This window comes from Leifsonia sp. NPDC080035, from assembly GCF_040050925.1.
Classification (GTDB): domain Bacteria; phylum Actinomycetota; class Actinomycetes; order Actinomycetales; family Microbacteriaceae; genus Leifsonia.
Genome location: NZ_CP157390.1, coordinates 3,321,276 through 3,336,478 on the forward strand (window position 1 = coordinate 3,321,276; position 15,203 = coordinate 3,336,478).

Sequence of the window (15,203 nt, forward strand, 5' to 3'; positions counted from 1 at the left end):
TCCGCGGTATTCTGTGAGCCAATTGACGCTATAAGTCCCATTGGCTTTCTGAATGGATGCGCCCGTGTTCGATCCCATCCTGCTGCAGACCTTCCTGGCCGTCGCCGACACCCGCAGCTTCACGCGCGCCGCCGGACGTCTCGGCATCAGCCAGCCGACCGTGAGCCAGCACATCCGCCGGCTCGAGCAGGCCGCCAAGCGACAGCTCGTCGCCCGCGACACCCGCGAGGTGCGGCTGACCGACAACGGGGATGCGATGGCCGGGTTCGCGCGCACGATCCTCGCCGCCCACGCGGAGGCCGACAGCTATTTCAGCGGCTCGGCGATGCGCGGGCGGCTGCGCTTCGGTGCGGCGGACGACCTCGCCATCACCACACTGCCGCGGATCCTCCGGCACTTCCGCCAGCAGAACCCGCAGGTGAACCTCGAGCTCACGGTCGACCAGTCCGCGCCCCTGCACCGCCGGCTCAAGGCGGGGCAGCTCGACCTGATCTTCATCAAGCAGAACCCCGGCACCACCGAGGGGACCGTCGTCGCCACCGACGAGCTGGTCTGGATCGGCCACGAGAAGACGGTGCTCGAGCCCGACCAGCCGGTGCCGCTGATCGCGTATCAGGGGCCGAGCCTGAGCCGCCAGATCACGATCGACGCGCTGGAGGCGGCGGGCCGCACGTGGCGGATCACCTGCAACACCCGGGAGGTGAACGGGGTGCTCGCCGCTGTGCGCGCGGGCATCGGCGTCGCGGTGTTCCCGCGCTCTCTCATCCCGACGGACCTGATCAAGGTCACCAACCGCTTCGCGCTTCCCGACCTCGGGCATGTCGACTTCACACTGCTGTCCAACCCGTCGGCGGCGCGCGAGCCGGTCGACGCGCTGACCACGGCGATCCTGGCGCGGGCGGTGACGCGCGTCCCCTGACGAGACGCCACGCCGACCGCGCTGCCGCGTCCGGCGGTCAGCCGACGATCGGGACGCGATCGGGATCCGGTGGACGCAGCCCGCCGTCGGCGGATCGGCGGCGCAGCACCAGGGCGATCAGCGGGAACAGCAGGACCGAGAGCATCCCTGCCCCGACCAGCGCGGTCGCCGTGCCTGCGCTCAGGTCGTGCTCCCTGAGGCCGATGTTGGTCACCGCGACGATGATCGGCAGCCCGGTCGCGCTGAACAGCGTCATGGATGCGCGGTCCGCGAACGTCGATCCGCGCGGGGTGGCGAGGGAGCCGGGGAGGCCGCGCACCACCAGGAGGAGCACCAGGAACACCGGGAGCAGCAGCAGAGCGTGCGGGTCTCCGAGCAGCGCGCGCAGGTCGAACGTGATGCCGGTGTTGATGAAGAACACCGGCACGAGCACCCCGAACGCGACCGCCTCCAGCTTCGTCTCGATCAGGCGGGCGTCCGGCTCCGCCGCCCCCGAGAGCAGGACCCGGCAGAGGACTCCGGCGGCGAACGCGCCGAGCAGCATGTCCAGGCCGAAGGCGATGCTGAGCCCCACGAGGCCGGCGATCACGAGCACAACGAAGCGGATCGCGAACTGCCCGCTGGTGTGCAGCGTCGCGCGGACCAGCCGATGGAAGCCCTCGTGCGGTCCCCGCGAGGCGAACCAGATCGCGGCCCCCGCGATCACGGCGAAGCCGATGAGGACGAGCGCCGCGGCGAGCGGCTTGCGACCGCTCAGGAACAGCGAGATCGCCAGCAGCGGCCCGAACTCGCCGACCGCCCCGACGGCGGTGACGGCGCGGCCGAACGGCGACTTCAGCTCGCCGGCATCCCGGAGCATCGGCATGAGGGTGCCGAGCGCGGTGGAGCACAGTGCGATGCCGACGTAGACGCCCGCGACCGCCGACGGCGCGAGGAGCACCCCGATCAGCACGCCGAGCACGAGCGAGATCAGCCAGCCGAGCGAGGCGGTCCGCACCGGCCTGCCGCGGATGGCGGCGAAGTCGATCTCGTTCCCCGCCATGAAGAACAGGAAGGCGAGGCCGAAGTTCGCGACGCTGTCCAGCGCGTCGGAGGTGGGGATCCAGCCGAGGACGCTCGGCCCGGCGATCAGCCCCAGGACGATCTCGAAGACGACCAGCGGTATCTTCGCGACCCTGCCCACCGCAGAGGTCAGCAGTGCGGCGCCGACGGCGAGCAGCGGGACCAGGACGATGGTGCCGACAGCGTGCTCCATGGCCGCATGCTAGTGGCGCGGACGGGTCTCCGGGCAGTTCACACGGACGAAATCCCGGCGGGCTATCGTTGGCGCATGCGAGAACTCCAGGCCAGAATCATCGACGAACTGAACGTCTCCGCCACCATCGACCCGGCGGCCGAGGTGGAGAAGCGGACGGACTTCCTCGTGCAGTACGTGAAGGCGACGGGGGCGTCCGGGTTCGTGCTCGGCATCAGCGGCGGTCAGGACTCATCCCTCGCCGGCCGGCTCTGCCAGCTCGCTGTCGAGCGGCTGGCCGAGCAGGGCGTGGACGCGGAGTTCATCGCCGTTCGGCTGCCGTACGCGGTGCAGCACGACGAGGAGGATGCGCAGCTCGCGCTCTCGTTCATCCGTCCGCAGCGCGCCGTGACCTTCAACATCCAGCGCGGTGTCGACGGCGTGGTCGCCGAATACACGGATGCCATCGGGGATGCGATGACCGACTTCACCAAGGGCAACGTGAAGGCCCGCGTGCGGATGGTGGCGCAGTACGCGATCGCGGGCCAGCGCCGCCTCCTCGTGGTCGGCACCGATCATGCGGCCGAGGCGGTCACGGGCTTCTACACCAAGTACGGCGACGGCGGTGCGGATGTGCTCCCGCTGAGCGGCCTGACCAAGCGCCAGGGGCGCGCCCTGCTCGAGCACCTGGACGCGCCGTCCCGGCTCTACGAGAAGCTGCCGACGGCGGACCTGCTCGATCACGACCCCGGGCAGACGGACGAGGCGAACCTCGGGCTCAGCTACCGGGACATCGACACCTTCCTCGAGGGCGGCGATGTCGCGGAGGAGGTCGCGACGGCGATCGAGACGCGGTATCTCGCGACCGAGCACAAGCGCCGGGTGCCCGCGACCATGTTCGACGCGTGGTGGCGCACCCGCGGCGACTACACCGACTGATCCCGGACATGCGGGAAGGGCGCCGGAACGGGGTTCCGGCGCCCTTCTCGTGGTGCGCTGGCCGACTGGCCGTGCGGGTCTTCTCGGGTGGTGTGACCGCCTGCGGCGTCAGACGGGCTGGCCGAGCCGGGGCGTCGGCGCGGTGTCGGAACCGTCGCCCTGCGCCGTCGTGAACGGGGAGACGACCGTGTCCTCGGCCGCGGCCGCGGCCGGGACCTGTGCCTGGGCGTCGGCGTTGGCCGGCACGGGGGTGTACTGCTCGTGGTGCTGCTGGGCGACCCACGCGTCCTGCTGCGAGATCAGCGATCGCTCGGCGTCGGTGTTCTCGAACCGCCAGCGCTCGAGGTCGCTCTGGAAGATCTTCCTGGCGCGGCGCGGGTTGTTCTGCCACTCGATCAGGCGGTCGCGGAATTCCGCGATCGCGGGGTCGAGCTGGTAGCCGAAGGTCGCGGACGCGCGCTTCATCTCGGCCAGCTGGTGCCCCGCCCAGTTCGCCGCGATGCCGGCGCCCTTGATCGGAAGCAGCCGCACCTGGATGTCGGCCTGGCCGACCGCACGGTCCGAGAGGATCTGCTCGGCGGGGGTGAGGGAGTTCCAGACGGAGGCCTCGGTCGCGGCGTCGACGAGCGCCGCGATGGCGCTGGCCTTCTGCTGACGGTCGCTGCGGGAGAGGAGTCCGCGGAGGGCACCGCGTGCGATCCACGCCGCGATCAATCCGGAGATGATCACGGCGACGGCGAGCACGACGGCGTTGAAGACCGCGGGCTGCGCGGCCGACGAGGAGAGCCAATCGACGAAGTCATTCCACCACTGCATGCGGTGATGGTAACGGCGAGGCGCCGCAGGTCCGCGGACCGCGTGCGCTGTGTCGCGCATCCCGGGCGCAGAATAGGGAGGAACACGAATCGAAGGGATCGACTCATGCAGACTTTCGTCCTCGCCGGCGGGTGCTTCTGGTGCCTCGACGCGGTCTACCGGGTGCTGCGCGGCGTGCAGGACGTCGTGTCCGGCTACACCGGTGGCACGACCGTCGAACCGAGCTACGAGGAGGTCTGCACCGGGACGACGGGTCACGCGGAGGCGGTGGCGGTCACCTTCGACCCCGAGGTCGTCCCGCCGAGCGTCATCCTCGACGTGTTCTTCACACTCCACGATCCGCGCCAGCTGAATCGGCAGGGCAACGACGTCGGCACCCAGTACCGATCGGCGATGTTCTTCGACGGCGACGAGCAGAAGGCGCTCTTCGAGGCGGCGCGCGATCGGGCAGCGGAGTACTGGGACGGCGGGATCGTCACGACGATCGAGCCGCTCGGCCCGTTCTATCGCGCCGAGGAGTACCACCAGGACTTCTTCGCCAAGAACCCCGGCCAGGGCTACTGCCTGGCGGTCGCGCTGCCCAAGGTGAACAAGATCCGGGCGTCGTACGCGGAGTACGTCACCGCCGCCTGAGAGCGCGGGGTCCTGTTTCTCCACAGGCCGCGGAGGATCGCGTTCTCTCCACGGATCCGGAGTGGGCGCCACGGAGTGCGCGCCCGGCGCCGAGAGTGGTCTCAGCGCCCGCCGCCGGCGGGGCGAGAGGAGAGAGACCATGACCGAGTCGGTGGCCGTTCGCGGCGTCATCGCGACAGATCCGCGCCACCTCGTCACGCAAGCCGGGGTGGCGATCACGAGCTTCCGCCTGGTGAGCACGCGAAGGCGGTTCAACAGGGACACCGGCACGTGGGAGGACGCCGAGCGCAACTGGTACACGGTGAGCTCCTTCCGGCGTCTGGCCCTGAGCGCCGCCGGCTGTCTGGCGAAGGGCGACCCGGTGCTGGTCACTGGGCGGCTCGCCATCCGGGAGTGGATGGGCGAACACCGGGGCATCACGGCCGAGATCGAGGCGGACAGCATCGGCCACGACCTGAGCTGGGGGAGCAGCACCTTTACGCGTTCGCCGCGGGCGGGCTCGGGCACGGACCCGGTGAGCGATGGGGTGAGCGAATCGGGCGGCGATCCTGGGAGCGATGCGGGGCCGGATGCCGTGGAGGATCCCGGGCCGCAGCTTCCCCATGATTCTCCAGGAGCCGCCCCCTAGGATGCGACATATGACCCCACCGTCACAGCGGCGCAGCCTCGGAGCGCGCGGTGCCGTGCGCGCCGTCGCCACGGTCATCGTGGTCGCTTCGGGGATCGCGCTCGCCGGCTGTTCGTCGCCGGCCGCCCCGCGCCCGACGGCGACCGCGACCGCCACGGCGACATCGACGCCGACGGCCTCGGCAGCTCCGGCGCCCGCGCTGGTCATCGGCGGCACGGCCCAGCAGAACAAGCCGTTCTTCGACCGCGTCAACAGGGCGACGCTCGCCGCGAACCCGAACGCGCACGGCCGCGACTTCATCGACGCGCTCGTCGCGGCCGGGTTCGTCAAGAAGGACATGCAGGTCACCCCGGACACGACCACGATCGGGCTGAAGGCGAACTCGATCCAGTTCTCCGTGAAGCTCGGCTCCACCTGCCTGATCGGGCAGAACGGCGCCGACGCGGGCGGCTACAGCAGCATGGTGACGCCGGTGCTCGCCACTGGCACCTGCCTGATCGGCGACACGCGGCCCATCGACTGGTGAAGGGAAGACGCATGAAATCCCCATCGAGCCCGCGACTGCTCCGCTCTGCGCGGATCGTCGCGGGAGCGGGAATCGGAGCGGTCGGGCTCCTGCACCTGGTATGGGCGACGGGGTCGTCGTGGCCTTCGCGTGATGCGGACGCCCTCGCGGAGGCGGTCCTCGGCGGGTCGGCGGTCCGGATGCCCGCGTCGGCCTGCGTCGTCGTCGGCGCACCGGCACTCGTCGCGGCGGCCGCGACGGCGGGAGCCGGGGGAGAGCGCGGGCTCGCGCGACTGACGCGGTACGCGGCGGCCGGGGCGTTGCTGGGGCGTGCAGCAGCCGGCGGGGTCGTCGCCGCACGGATGCTCGGTCTCGGGAACCCGGGGACGCGGTTCCAGCGCCTGGACGCCATCGTCTACCGGCCGCTCTGCCTCCTGCTCGGAGTCGCCGCGCTCGTGAGCGCTCGCGGCGCTGATCGCGCCTAGCGGAACGGATACGGCCCCGACTGCGTGTCGAGGTTCAGCCGGTATCCTCGTACAGGGCCCGTGAGGCCCGAAGACTTCGAGGGAGTTTAGGAAGAAGAGTGGCCGAATACATTTACTCGATGGTCCGCGCCCGCAAGGCGGTCGGAGACAAGGTCATCCTGGACGACGTCACGATGTCGTTCCTGCCCGGCGCGAAGATCGGCGTCGTCGGGCCGAACGGTGCAGGTAAGTCGACGATCCTGAAGATCATGGCGGGCCTGGACACCCCCTCCAACGGCGAAGCCAAGCTGAGCCCCGGCTACACCGTCGGCATCCTCATGCAGGAGCCGCAGCTGGATGAGAACAAGACCGTCCTCGAGAATGTGCAGGAGGGGGTCGGCGACATCAAGCAGAAGGTCGACCGCTTCAACGAGATCTCCGGTCTGCTGGCGGATCCCGACGCGGACTTCGATACCCTGCTCGCCGAGATGGGCACCCTTCAGGAGCAGATCGACGCCGCCGACGCATGGGACCTCGACTCGCAGCTCGAGCAGGCGATGGACGCCCTGCGCTGCCCGCCGGGCGAATGGCCGGTGAACACCCTCTCCGGTGGTGAGAAGCGTCGCGTCGCGCTCTGCAAGCTGCTGCTGCAGAAGCCGGACCTGCTGCTCCTCGACGAACCGACCAACCACCTCGACGCCGAGAGCGTGCTCTGGCTCGAGCAGCACCTCGCCAAGTACCACGGCGCCGTGCTCGCCGTCACGCACGACCGGTACTTCCTCGACCACGTCGCCGAGTGGATCGCCGAGGTCGACCGCGGCCACCTCTACCCGTACGAGGGCAACTACTCGACCTACCTGGAGAAGAAGCGCGAGCGCCTCGAGATCCAGGGCAAGAAGGACGCGAAGCTCGCCAAGCGCCTCTCCGAGGAGCTCGACTGGGTGCGCAGCAACTCCAAGGGCCGCCAGGCCAAGTCGAAGGCGCGTCTGGCTCGCTACGAAGAGATGGCCGCAGAGGCGGAGCGCACCAGGAAGCTCGACTTCGAGGAGATCCAGATCCCGCCGGGGCCGCGTCTCGGCCAGGTCGTCATCGAGGCGAAGAACCTCGAGAAGGGCTTCGGCGACCGCAGGCTGATCGACGGGCTGAGCTTCACGCTTCCCCGCAACGGCATCGTCGGCGTCATCGGCCCGAACGGCGTCGGCAAGACCACCCTGTTCAAGACGATCGTCGGGCTCGAACCGCTCGACGGCGGCGACCTCAAGGTCGGCGAGACCGTGCAGATCTCCTACGTCGACCAGACCCGCGGCGGCATCGACCCGAACAAGAACGTCTGGGAGGTCGTGTCCGACGGGCTCGACTACATCCAGGTGGGCAAGACCGAGGTCCCCTCGCGCGCCTACGTCTCCACGTTCGGGTTCAAGGGCCCCGACCAGCAGAAGAAGTCGGGCGTGCTCTCCGGCGGCGAGCGCAACCGGCTGAACCTGGCGCTCACCCTGAAGCAGGGCGGGAACCTCCTGCTCCTCGACGAGCCGACCAACGACCTCGACGTCGAGACGCTCTCGAGTCTCGAGAACGCGCTGCTCGAGTTCCCCGGCTGCGCCGTCGTGATCACCCACGACCGGTGGTTCCTCGACCGCATCGCCACGCACATCCTCGCGTACGAGGGCACGGACGAGAACCCCGCCGACTGGTACTGGTTCGAGGGCAACTTCGAGGCGTACGAGGAGAACAAGGTGATGCGCCTCGGGCCGGACGCCGCGAAGCCGCACCGCTCCGCGTACCGCAAGCTGACCCGCGACTAGGGCCGCCATGCGACTGCACGTCCCGATCAAGCTCCGCTGGAGCGACCTGGATGCGTACGGTCACGTCAACAACGCCGCGATGCTGCGCCTCCTCGAGGAGGCGCGCATCGAGGCGTTCTGGGCGCCGGACGACGCCGTCGGCACCGGGGAGGCGGTCGGCGGCACGACCGCCGTCCTGGACGGCCGCCCTGGCGCGGACACGCTGACGCTGATCGCGCGCCAGGAGATCGAGTACCTCGCGCCCATCCCGTACCTGCGGCAGCCGCTCGACGTGCAGCTCTGGCTCGGGCGGCTCGGCGGCGCGAGCCTCGAGGTCTGCTACGAGGTCTGGTCGCCGGAGGGCGCCGAGCCGGAGACGATGTTCTCCCGGGCGGCGACGACGATCGTCCTCGTCGATGCGGCCTCGCAGAGGCCCCGGCGCATCAACGAGCGCGAGCGCGCAGCGTGGACGCCGTACCTCGACGACCCCGTCCAGTTCACCAAACGGGGCTGACGCGCGCGCGACAGCGCTACTCGGTGACGGTGACCGTCCCGCCGGAAACGGCGGCCTTCAGCTTCTTCAGCGGATCCCGGGCCGGCCCGTTCAGCACGTCGCCGGTGGCCGCGTCGAACTTCGAGCCATGACACGGGCAGTCGAACTCCTTGCCCTGGGGCGCCACGGTGCAGCCCTGGTGCGTGCACACGGCGCTGAACGCCACGACCTCGCCCGCCGACGGCTGCGACACCACGATCGGCGTCGACCCGAGCGAGGCGGAGACGGCGCCGCCGACCGGGATCGACGACAGCTCGACCGTTGCCGAGCCCCCGGAGCCCCCGGCATCGCCCGAGCCCTGGCCGGATCCGGCCGGCGTGCAGGCCGCGAGCAGCAGAGCGCCCGCCCCGGCGGCGGTCGCGCCGCCGAGCTGGACGACCGTGCGCCTCGTGATCGGAGTGGGTTCGGTCATCGTGGATCCTCCCGGTCGGCTGAACTTTCTCCTACCGTATGCACGAGGGCGCGTGGCCGAAGGTTCATCCAGCGGATCCTGAACCGATTCGCCGCCCATCCCGTGGTCTCTTCAGGAGGTGAACATGCCGGACGAGGACGCGCGACTGCTGCGCGAACTGCACGACCAGCACGCACAGGCCGTGTGGCGCTACGTCGTGCACCTCACCGGCGACCGCGCCATGGCCGATGACGTCGTGCAGGAGACGCTGCTCCGCGCCTGGAGGAGACCGGCGGTCCTCGACCAGTCGCAGCAGTCTGCGCGCGCCTGGCTGTTCACGGTCGCCCGCAACATCGTCATCGACGACAGGCGGAGCGCCCACGCGCAGCACGAATACGGCACGGACACCCTCCCGGAACGCCCCGCCGCCACCGACGAGGCGGACGCGGTGCTCGACGCCTGGCTGGTCTCCGACGCCCTCGCCGAGCTCTCGGCAGAGCACAGGGCGGTCATCGTCCACGCGTACTACGGCGGCCGGTCGATCGCCGAGATCGCTCGCGAGCTCGACATCCCGGAAGGCACCGTCAAATCGAGGCTGCACTACGGACTGCGGGCCATGCGGCTCGCCCTGCAGGAGAGAGGAGTGACCGAGCGATGAGCCACGACGAGTTCGCGACCTGGGATGCCGCGTATGTGCTCGGAGCCCTCTCACCGGCCGAGCGCAGAGCGTACGAGGAGCATCTGCGCACGTGCGAGCGCTGCGGGGAGGCCGTCGCCGAGCTGGCCGGGATGCCGGGGCTGCTCGGGCGCGTTCCGCGCGAGCTGGCGTTCGCCGTGCTGGAGGCGGAACCGCCGAGCGACGGCGGTGTCGGCGCGGAGGTGCTTCCGAGTCTCCTGCACACCGCGCGGCGCCGTCGCATCCGGTCGCGGTGGATCACCGCGACCGTGGCCGCGGTCGCGGCGGCCGTCCTGGTCGGCGTGCTCGCGATCGTCCTGCCGAGCGTCCTGAACTCATCCACGTCATCGGCGACCACTGTCGCGATGCAGCAGGTCGAGCCCAGCGCCCTCACGGCCGACCTGAGGCTCACGGCGGAGCCGTGGGGGACCAGGATCGACTCCCGGTGCAGCTATGCAGAGGTCGGCTCCGGCGAGAAGGGCCGCGCCTGGACGTACGCGATGGTGGTCACCGACCGCGACGGGCGCCAGGCGCAGATCTCCACGTGGACGGCCGAGGAGGGGAGCACGGTGGTGCCGACCGCCACCACCAGCGTCCCGCTCGCGGACATCGCCGCGGTGGACATCCGCTCGGCGGGCGACGGCACCGTCCTGCTCCGCTCCACCTTCGGCTAGCGGCGGCGGCAACGGCAGCAGCTCAGCGCGCGTCGGGGACGCGGACCATCGCCTCCTGCGCCACGCTCGCGACCAGCCGGCCGTCGCGGCTGAAGATCCTGCCGAGGGAGAGGCCGCGGCCGCCGCTGGCGCTCGGCGACTCCTGCACGTAGAGCAGCCACTCGTCCACGCGCGCGAACCGGTGCCACCACATCGCGTGGTCCAGGCTCGCGGCCTTCAGGCCCGGCGTTGCCCAGGCGACGCCGTGCCGGCGCATGACCGGCTCCATGATCGTGTAGTCGCTCGCGTACGCGAGGGCGGCGCGGTGCAACGCGGGGTCGTCCGGCAGGTCGCCGATGGAGCGGAACCAGACCGCTTGGTGCGCGACGTGCTCGCCCTCCACCGACAGGTAGACCGGCGACGACACGTGCCGCATGTCGAACGGACGCTGGCTGGCCCAGTACTGCGCGACCGGATGCTCCACGTCCTCGAGCGTCGTCGCCGAGCTGGGCAGCTCGTCCGGCTCCGGCAGCCCCTCCGGCATGGTCACCTGGTGCTCGAGTCCCTCGTCCTCGTCCTGGTACGACGCGATCATCGACAGGATCGGCAGGCCGTTCTGGTACGCCTGCGTGCGCCGGGTGGAGAACGACCGGCCGTCGTGGATGCGGTCGACGGAGAACGTGATCGGCAGGTTCACGTCGCCCGGCCGCAGGAAGTAGCCGTGCATCGAGTGGATGCTGCGCTCGTCGGAGACCGTGCGCGTCGCGGCGACGATGGACTGGGCGAGCACCTGGCCGCCGAACACGCGGCCCAGCGGCATCCACTGGGATGGACCGGTGAAGATGTCCTCGCTGGTGCGTGCGCCGGTGTCGGTCAGATCGAGTGCGGTGAGCAGGGAAGCCAAGGGCTCGGTCACGGTGCCTCCGATGCGGGTCTCTCTAGTAGTTTAGAGGTCAGATGAGCCAGTCGTTTTCACTCCAGGACACCCTCGCCGTCGCCGACCTGCAGACCTACCTGTCTCGGGCTGCGCGCGTCGAGGAAGGGTCGGTGCGCCTGATCGCAGGATCGGGCGTGCTCGCCGTCTACACCGCGATCCTCTACGCGCGGGGTCTGCTCGATCAGACGCCGACCGTGCTGGGGCTGCGCACCTTCGCCACCGACGCGGGCGCCGAGTTCGACGCCGTCGTGCCGATCCGCTCGCTGCTCGACCGGCTCGCGAGGGCCAGGGAGACCGCCGAGGCGGACGGCACGGAGGGCGAGGTGGGCCTGCGGCTCCCTCTCGAGGTGTCCACGGTCACCTGGGCGGGCATCTCGCCGCCGCGCGGCGGCTGGCGCCCGGTCGGCGAGACGTCGGCGGCGCTGCTCGAGGAGACGGCGAAGGCCGGCATCGCCGAGGTGGCCGAGGCGATCCCGTCCGGCACAGGCGAGCAGCTGGTCCAGCGCGTGCGCGCCGAGGTCTGGGGCACGCCGATCGAGGGGCTGGAGTACGTGCCGGCCGGTGCGGCGTTCGCGGCGGAGAGCCTCGGCTTCCTCGCCCCGGACGAGCCGGTCAGCATCCTGGAGACCGGCACCTGGACGCGCCTCACCACCGCGCGCGGGCACATCCTGATCCGCCGCCAGGCCTGGTCGCTCCGCGGCTGAGAGCGTCCGGGCGCTCGGAGGCTCTCAGACCCCGCGGGCGACCGCCCGTCCCGCCTGCCGCCCGGAGAACAGGCAGCCGCCGAGGAACGTCCCCTCCAGCGCGCGGTAGCCGTGCACGCCGCCGCCCCCGAAGCCGCTCGCCTCGCCCACCGCGTAGAGCCCGGGGATCGGCTCCCCATCCGTGCCGAGCACGCGCGCGTCCAGATCCGTCTCGATCCCGCCGAGGCTCTTGCGGGTGAGGATGTGCAGCTTCACCGCGATCATCGGCCCGGCCTTCGGGTCGGTGAGCTTGTGCGGGCTCGCCACCCGGATCAGCTTGTCGCCGCGGTAGGCGCGCGCGCCGCGGATCGCGGCGAGCTGGAGGTCCTTGCCGAAGTCGTTGTCGAGCTCGCGGTCGCGCTCGCGCACGTGCCGGGTGACCAGCTCCGTGTCGAGCGGCACCTCCGAGAGGCGCTGCATGCCCGAGAGCAGGTCGTCGAGCGTGTCGGCGACGACGAAGTCCGCGCCCTTCTCCTTGAACGCCTCCACCGGGCCGGGCGCGCCCGGACCGACGCGCTTGGCGAGCAGCTTCATGTCCTTGCCGGTCAGGTCGGGGTTCTGCTCGCTGCCGGAGAGCGCGAACTCCTTCTCGATGATCTTCTGCGTGAGGATGAACCAGCTGTAGTCCGAGCCGGTCCGCCGCAGGTGCTCCAGCGTGCCCAGGGTGTCGAAGCCGGGGAAGAGGGGCGGGGGCAGCCGATCGCCGTGGGCATCCAGCCACAGCGAGGAGGGACCGGGGAGGATGCGGATGCCGTGCCGCTGCCACACCGGATCCCAGTTCTGGATGCCCTCGGTGTAGTGCCACATCCGGTCGCCGTTGATCAGGTGCGCGCCGGCGGACTCCGCGATGCCGAGCATCCGTCCGTCCACGTGCGCGGGCACCCCGGAGAGCATGGACGCCGGGGGCGTGCCGAGCCGCTCCGGCCAGGCCGTTCGCACCAGGTCGTGGTTGCCGCCGATGCCGCCGCTCGCGACGATCACGGCGGGCGCGCGCAGCTCGAACTCGCCGGTGACGTCCCGGTTGCTCGCTGCGCCCCGCGCGGCGCCGTCCGGCGCGAGGACCGCCCCGGCGACGCCCGTGACACGGCCGTCCTCCGCGATCAGGCGGTCGACGCGGTGCCGGTACTGGATGCGCGCGTGTCCGGTGGCGAGCCCGGCGTGCACCCGGCGGATGAACGGCTCCAGCACGCCGGGACCGGTGCCCCAGGTGATGTGGAACCGCGGGACCGAGTTGCCGTGGCCGCCGGAGGTCCCGTCGCCGCGCTCCGCCCAGCCGACGACGGGGAAGAACGAGACGCCCTTCTCGCGCAGCCAGGCGCGCTTCTCGGACGCGGCGAACTGCAGGTAGGCCTCAGCCCAGCGGCGCGGCCAGTGGTCCTCGTCGCGGTCGAAGGCGGCGCTGCCGAACCAGTCCTGGCGGGCAAGCGCCAGCGAGTCGTGCACGCCCATCCGGCGCTGCTCCGGCGAATCGACGAGGAACAGGCCGCCGAACGACCACCACGCCTGTCCGCCGAGGGATGCGGCGGGCTCCTGCTCGAGAATGGTGACCTGCTTGCCCGCATCGAGCAGCTCGCTCGCGGCGACCAGGCCGGCGAGGCCAGCTCCCACGACGATGCAGTCGGGGTCGTGGATCATGGCGTGGCTCCTTCGACACGTCGCGGCGCCGGGGGAGAGGCGCTGGGGGTGGTTACTCCTCGAATGTGTTGACCATAGCGAACGCCGCGCGCTCCAGGTAACTCCAGAGGGTCTCCTCCTGCAGAGGCGGCAGGCCGAGCTCGTCGACCGCCGTGCGCATGTGCGCGAGCCAGCGGTCGCGGGCGTCCGGGTTGACCCGGAACGGCTGGTGCCGCATCCGCAGCCGGGGGTGCCCGCGCTGCTCGCTGTAGGTGGTCGGGCCGCCCCAGTACTGCTCCAGGAACAGGGTCAGTCGCTCAGCGGCGGGGCCGAGGTCCTCCTCCGGGTACATCGGCCGCATCACCGGGTCGTCGGCCACGCCGCGGTAGAACGCGTCGACCAGGCGCCGGAAGGTCTCGTGCCCGCCCACCTGCTCGTAGAAGGACGGCCCGCTCGGCGGTCCGACAGGGATGGTCATCGTCTCACTCCGCGGGGGGCTGGTCGGTGGTGGGCTTGTCAGTGGTCGGCTTGTCTGTGGTCGGCTGGTCGGGTTTCGGCGCGGCCGTCGGCGGCTTCGGCGCCACGGGCGGCTTGGCCGTCCGCGGCTTCGGCGTCGCGGGAGGCGGCGTCTCGACCGCCGGGTGGATGCGGATCGCGCCCGGGTCGGGCACCGACGTCCTGCTCTTGGCCGCCGCTCGCGCCTTGCGGCCCTTGAGCGGCTTCTCCGGAACGGCCGGCGTCGGGCGGGTGCGCGGCGGCTTGGCGCCGGTGACGCTGCCCGCGCTGTCGAAGCCGCTGAGGACGACCGCCTCCAGAGACGGCAGCTTCACGCCGAGCTGATCGGCCGCCTGCTTGAGCCGGAGGCGCAGCTCGCGCGACACGTCGTCCTTCGCGGTCGTGCGCGTCTTCAGCACGATGCGGATGACCATCGCCTCGTCGGACACCGACTCGAGCCCCCACAGCTCCGGCTTCTCGAGGATGCGCGAGCGCCACTTCGGGCTTGTCGCCAGGGCGGTCGCCGCCTCCATCATGGCGTTCTGGACCGCCTCGATGTCGGCATCGTACGGCACCGCCAGGTCCACGATCACGCGCGACCAGCCCTGCGAGAGGTTGCCGACCCGGAGGATCTCGCCGTTGCGCACGAACCAGAGCGTTCCGTTGACGTCGCGCACCTGCGTGACGCGGATGCCCACCGCCTCCACGACGCCCGTCGCGGGACCGAGGTCCACGACGTCGCCGACGCCCAGCTGATCCTCCATGACCATGAACAGGCCGTTCAGCACGTCGCGAACGATGTTCTGCGCGCCGAAACCGAGGCCGGCGCCGATCGCCGCCGTGAGCAGGGCGAGCGATCCGGCAGCGCCGGGCGCGACCACGCCGAACACGAGCACGATGGCGATGATGCCGACCGCCACGTTGACGATGTTGCTCAGCACCGAACCGAGGGTCCGCGTCCGCTGGACGACCCGCACGGCCGCGAGCGGGGAGGCGACCAGCGCCTGGGTATCGGTGACGCTCTGGCCCTTCTTGACGCCGCTGACGATCTGCCTGACAACATGCCGGATGATCACCCGCAGGATCCAGCTGATCAGGAAGGCTCCGACGATGATCAGGACGACGTGCAGCAGCGTCCATCCCGTGCTGGCGGCCCAGGACCCGAAGTCCGTCCAGAAGTTCGCTTTCAGGATGCTCATACCGCTGCGATCTTAGCGAGACG

18 protein-coding genes are annotated in these 15,203 nt (G+C 70.8%); 11 read left to right on the forward strand and 7 right to left on the reverse strand.

All coding sequences use genetic code 11. The annotated features are described in order from the left end of the window. The first annotated feature begins 64 nt into the window (after positions 1-64). The gene (locus tag AAME72_RS16110; RefSeq protein WP_348787552.1) at positions 65-919 is read left to right on the forward strand and encodes a LysR substrate-binding domain-containing protein; all 855 of its coding nucleotides are present in this window, start codon (positions 65-67) and stop codon (positions 917-919) included. 37 nt (positions 920-956) lie between these two features. Here the strand turns inward: AAME72_RS16110 and AAME72_RS16115 are convergent, their stop codons facing one another. Further along, on the reverse strand, positions 957-2,174 hold the full coding sequence (locus AAME72_RS16115) for a cation:proton antiporter (RefSeq protein WP_348787553.1): 1,218 nt from the start codon (positions 2,172-2,174) through the stop codon (positions 957-959). Between the two features lie 75 nt (positions 2,175-2,249). On the opposite strand from AAME72_RS16115, the gene nadE reads away from it, so the two are divergent. Continuing rightward, a complete protein-coding gene (nadE, locus tag AAME72_RS16120) occupies positions 2,250-3,092 on the forward strand; it encodes an ammonia-dependent NAD(+) synthetase (RefSeq protein ID WP_348787554.1) in 843 nt (280 codons plus the stop codon). A gap of 108 nt (positions 3,093-3,200) precedes the next feature. Here the strand turns inward: nadE and AAME72_RS16125 are convergent, their stop codons facing one another. Further along, positions 3,201-3,908 (reverse strand): hypothetical protein, encoded by a 708-nt coding sequence (locus tag AAME72_RS16125; RefSeq protein ID WP_348787555.1) that lies wholly within the window; start codon positions 3,906-3,908, stop codon positions 3,201-3,203. A 105-nt stretch (positions 3,909-4,013) separates the two neighbouring features. Here AAME72_RS16125 and msrA point away from each other — a divergent pair, with 105 nt between their 5' ends. The 6 genes from msrA (at position 4,014) to AAME72_RS16155 (ending at position 8,433) form a co-directional block, all read left to right on the forward strand. Further along, complete coding sequence (gene msrA / locus AAME72_RS16130; RefSeq protein WP_348787556.1) at positions 4,014-4,541, forward strand: peptide-methionine (S)-S-oxide reductase MsrA; 528 nt, start codon at positions 4,014-4,016, stop codon at positions 4,539-4,541. A 139-nt stretch (positions 4,542-4,680) separates the two neighbouring features. Next, the gene (locus AAME72_RS16135) at positions 4,681-5,169 is read left to right on the forward strand and encodes a single-stranded DNA-binding protein (RefSeq protein ID WP_348787557.1); all 489 of its coding nucleotides are present in this window, start codon (positions 4,681-4,683) and stop codon (positions 5,167-5,169) included. A 10-nt stretch (positions 5,170-5,179) separates the two neighbouring features. Continuing rightward, positions 5,180-5,695 (forward strand): hypothetical protein, encoded by a 516-nt coding sequence (locus AAME72_RS16140; protein WP_348787558.1) that lies wholly within the window; start codon positions 5,180-5,182, stop codon positions 5,693-5,695. Between the two features lie 11 nt (positions 5,696-5,706). Then, positions 5,707-6,159: a DUF3995 domain-containing protein gene (locus tag AAME72_RS16145; protein WP_348787559.1), complete on the forward strand. Its 453-nt coding sequence runs from the start codon at positions 5,707-5,709 to the stop codon at positions 6,157-6,159. A 98-nt stretch (positions 6,160-6,257) separates the two neighbouring features. Next, a complete protein-coding gene (gene ettA, locus AAME72_RS16150) occupies positions 6,258-7,940 on the forward strand; it encodes an energy-dependent translational throttle protein EttA (RefSeq protein ID WP_348787560.1) in 1,683 nt (560 codons plus the stop codon). Positions 7,941-7,947: 7 nt separating this feature from the next. Beyond that, positions 7,948-8,433, forward strand: coding sequence for a thioesterase family protein (locus AAME72_RS16155; protein WP_348787561.1), 486 nt, complete (start codon positions 7,948-7,950; stop codon positions 8,431-8,433). A 16-nt stretch (positions 8,434-8,449) separates the two neighbouring features. Here AAME72_RS16155 and AAME72_RS16160 read toward each other — a convergent pair whose 3' ends face one another. Beyond that, positions 8,450-8,884, reverse strand: a complete 435-nt coding sequence (locus AAME72_RS16160) for a Rieske (2Fe-2S) protein (protein ID WP_348787562.1) — start codon at positions 8,882-8,884, stop codon at positions 8,450-8,452. Between the two features lie 124 nt (positions 8,885-9,008). Here AAME72_RS16160 and AAME72_RS16165 point away from each other — a divergent pair, with 124 nt between their 5' ends. After that, positions 9,009-9,521, forward strand: coding sequence for a sigma-70 family RNA polymerase sigma factor (locus tag AAME72_RS16165; protein WP_348787563.1), 513 nt, complete (start codon positions 9,009-9,011; stop codon positions 9,519-9,521). Continuing rightward, on the forward strand, positions 9,518-10,213 hold the full coding sequence (locus AAME72_RS16170) for a zf-HC2 domain-containing protein (protein WP_348787564.1): 696 nt from the start codon (positions 9,518-9,520) through the stop codon (positions 10,211-10,213). Before AAME72_RS16165 ends, AAME72_RS16170 begins: the two co-directional genes overlap by 4 nt. 22 nt (positions 10,214-10,235) lie before the next feature. On the opposite strand, the gene AAME72_RS16175 is transcribed toward AAME72_RS16170, so the two are convergent. Beyond that, positions 10,236-11,108: an acyl-CoA thioesterase II gene (locus AAME72_RS16175; protein ID WP_348787565.1), complete on the reverse strand. Its 873-nt coding sequence runs from the start codon at positions 11,106-11,108 to the stop codon at positions 10,236-10,238. 41 nt (positions 11,109-11,149) lie between these two features. Here AAME72_RS16175 and AAME72_RS16180 point away from each other — a divergent pair, with 41 nt between their 5' ends. Next, a complete protein-coding gene (locus AAME72_RS16180) occupies positions 11,150-11,833 on the forward strand; it encodes a hypothetical protein (RefSeq protein ID WP_348787566.1) in 684 nt (227 codons plus the stop codon). A gap of 24 nt (positions 11,834-11,857) precedes the next feature. Here the strand turns inward: AAME72_RS16180 and AAME72_RS16185 are convergent, their stop codons facing one another. From AAME72_RS16185 to AAME72_RS16195, 3 genes are read right to left on the reverse strand one after another with little or no spacing between them, the layout of a single operon-like run. Next, the gene (locus AAME72_RS16185) at positions 11,858-13,507 is read right to left on the reverse strand and encodes an FAD-binding dehydrogenase (protein ID WP_348787567.1); all 1,650 of its coding nucleotides are present in this window, start codon (positions 13,505-13,507) and stop codon (positions 11,858-11,860) included. A gap of 52 nt (positions 13,508-13,559) precedes the next feature. Next, positions 13,560-13,964: a globin gene (locus AAME72_RS16190; protein WP_348787568.1), complete on the reverse strand. Its 405-nt coding sequence runs from the start codon at positions 13,962-13,964 to the stop codon at positions 13,560-13,562. 4 nt (positions 13,965-13,968) lie between these two features. Further along, a complete protein-coding gene (locus tag AAME72_RS16195) occupies positions 13,969-15,180 on the reverse strand; it encodes a mechanosensitive ion channel family protein (protein ID WP_348787569.1) in 1,212 nt (403 codons plus the stop codon). Positions 15,181-15,203 lie beyond the last annotated feature (23 nt).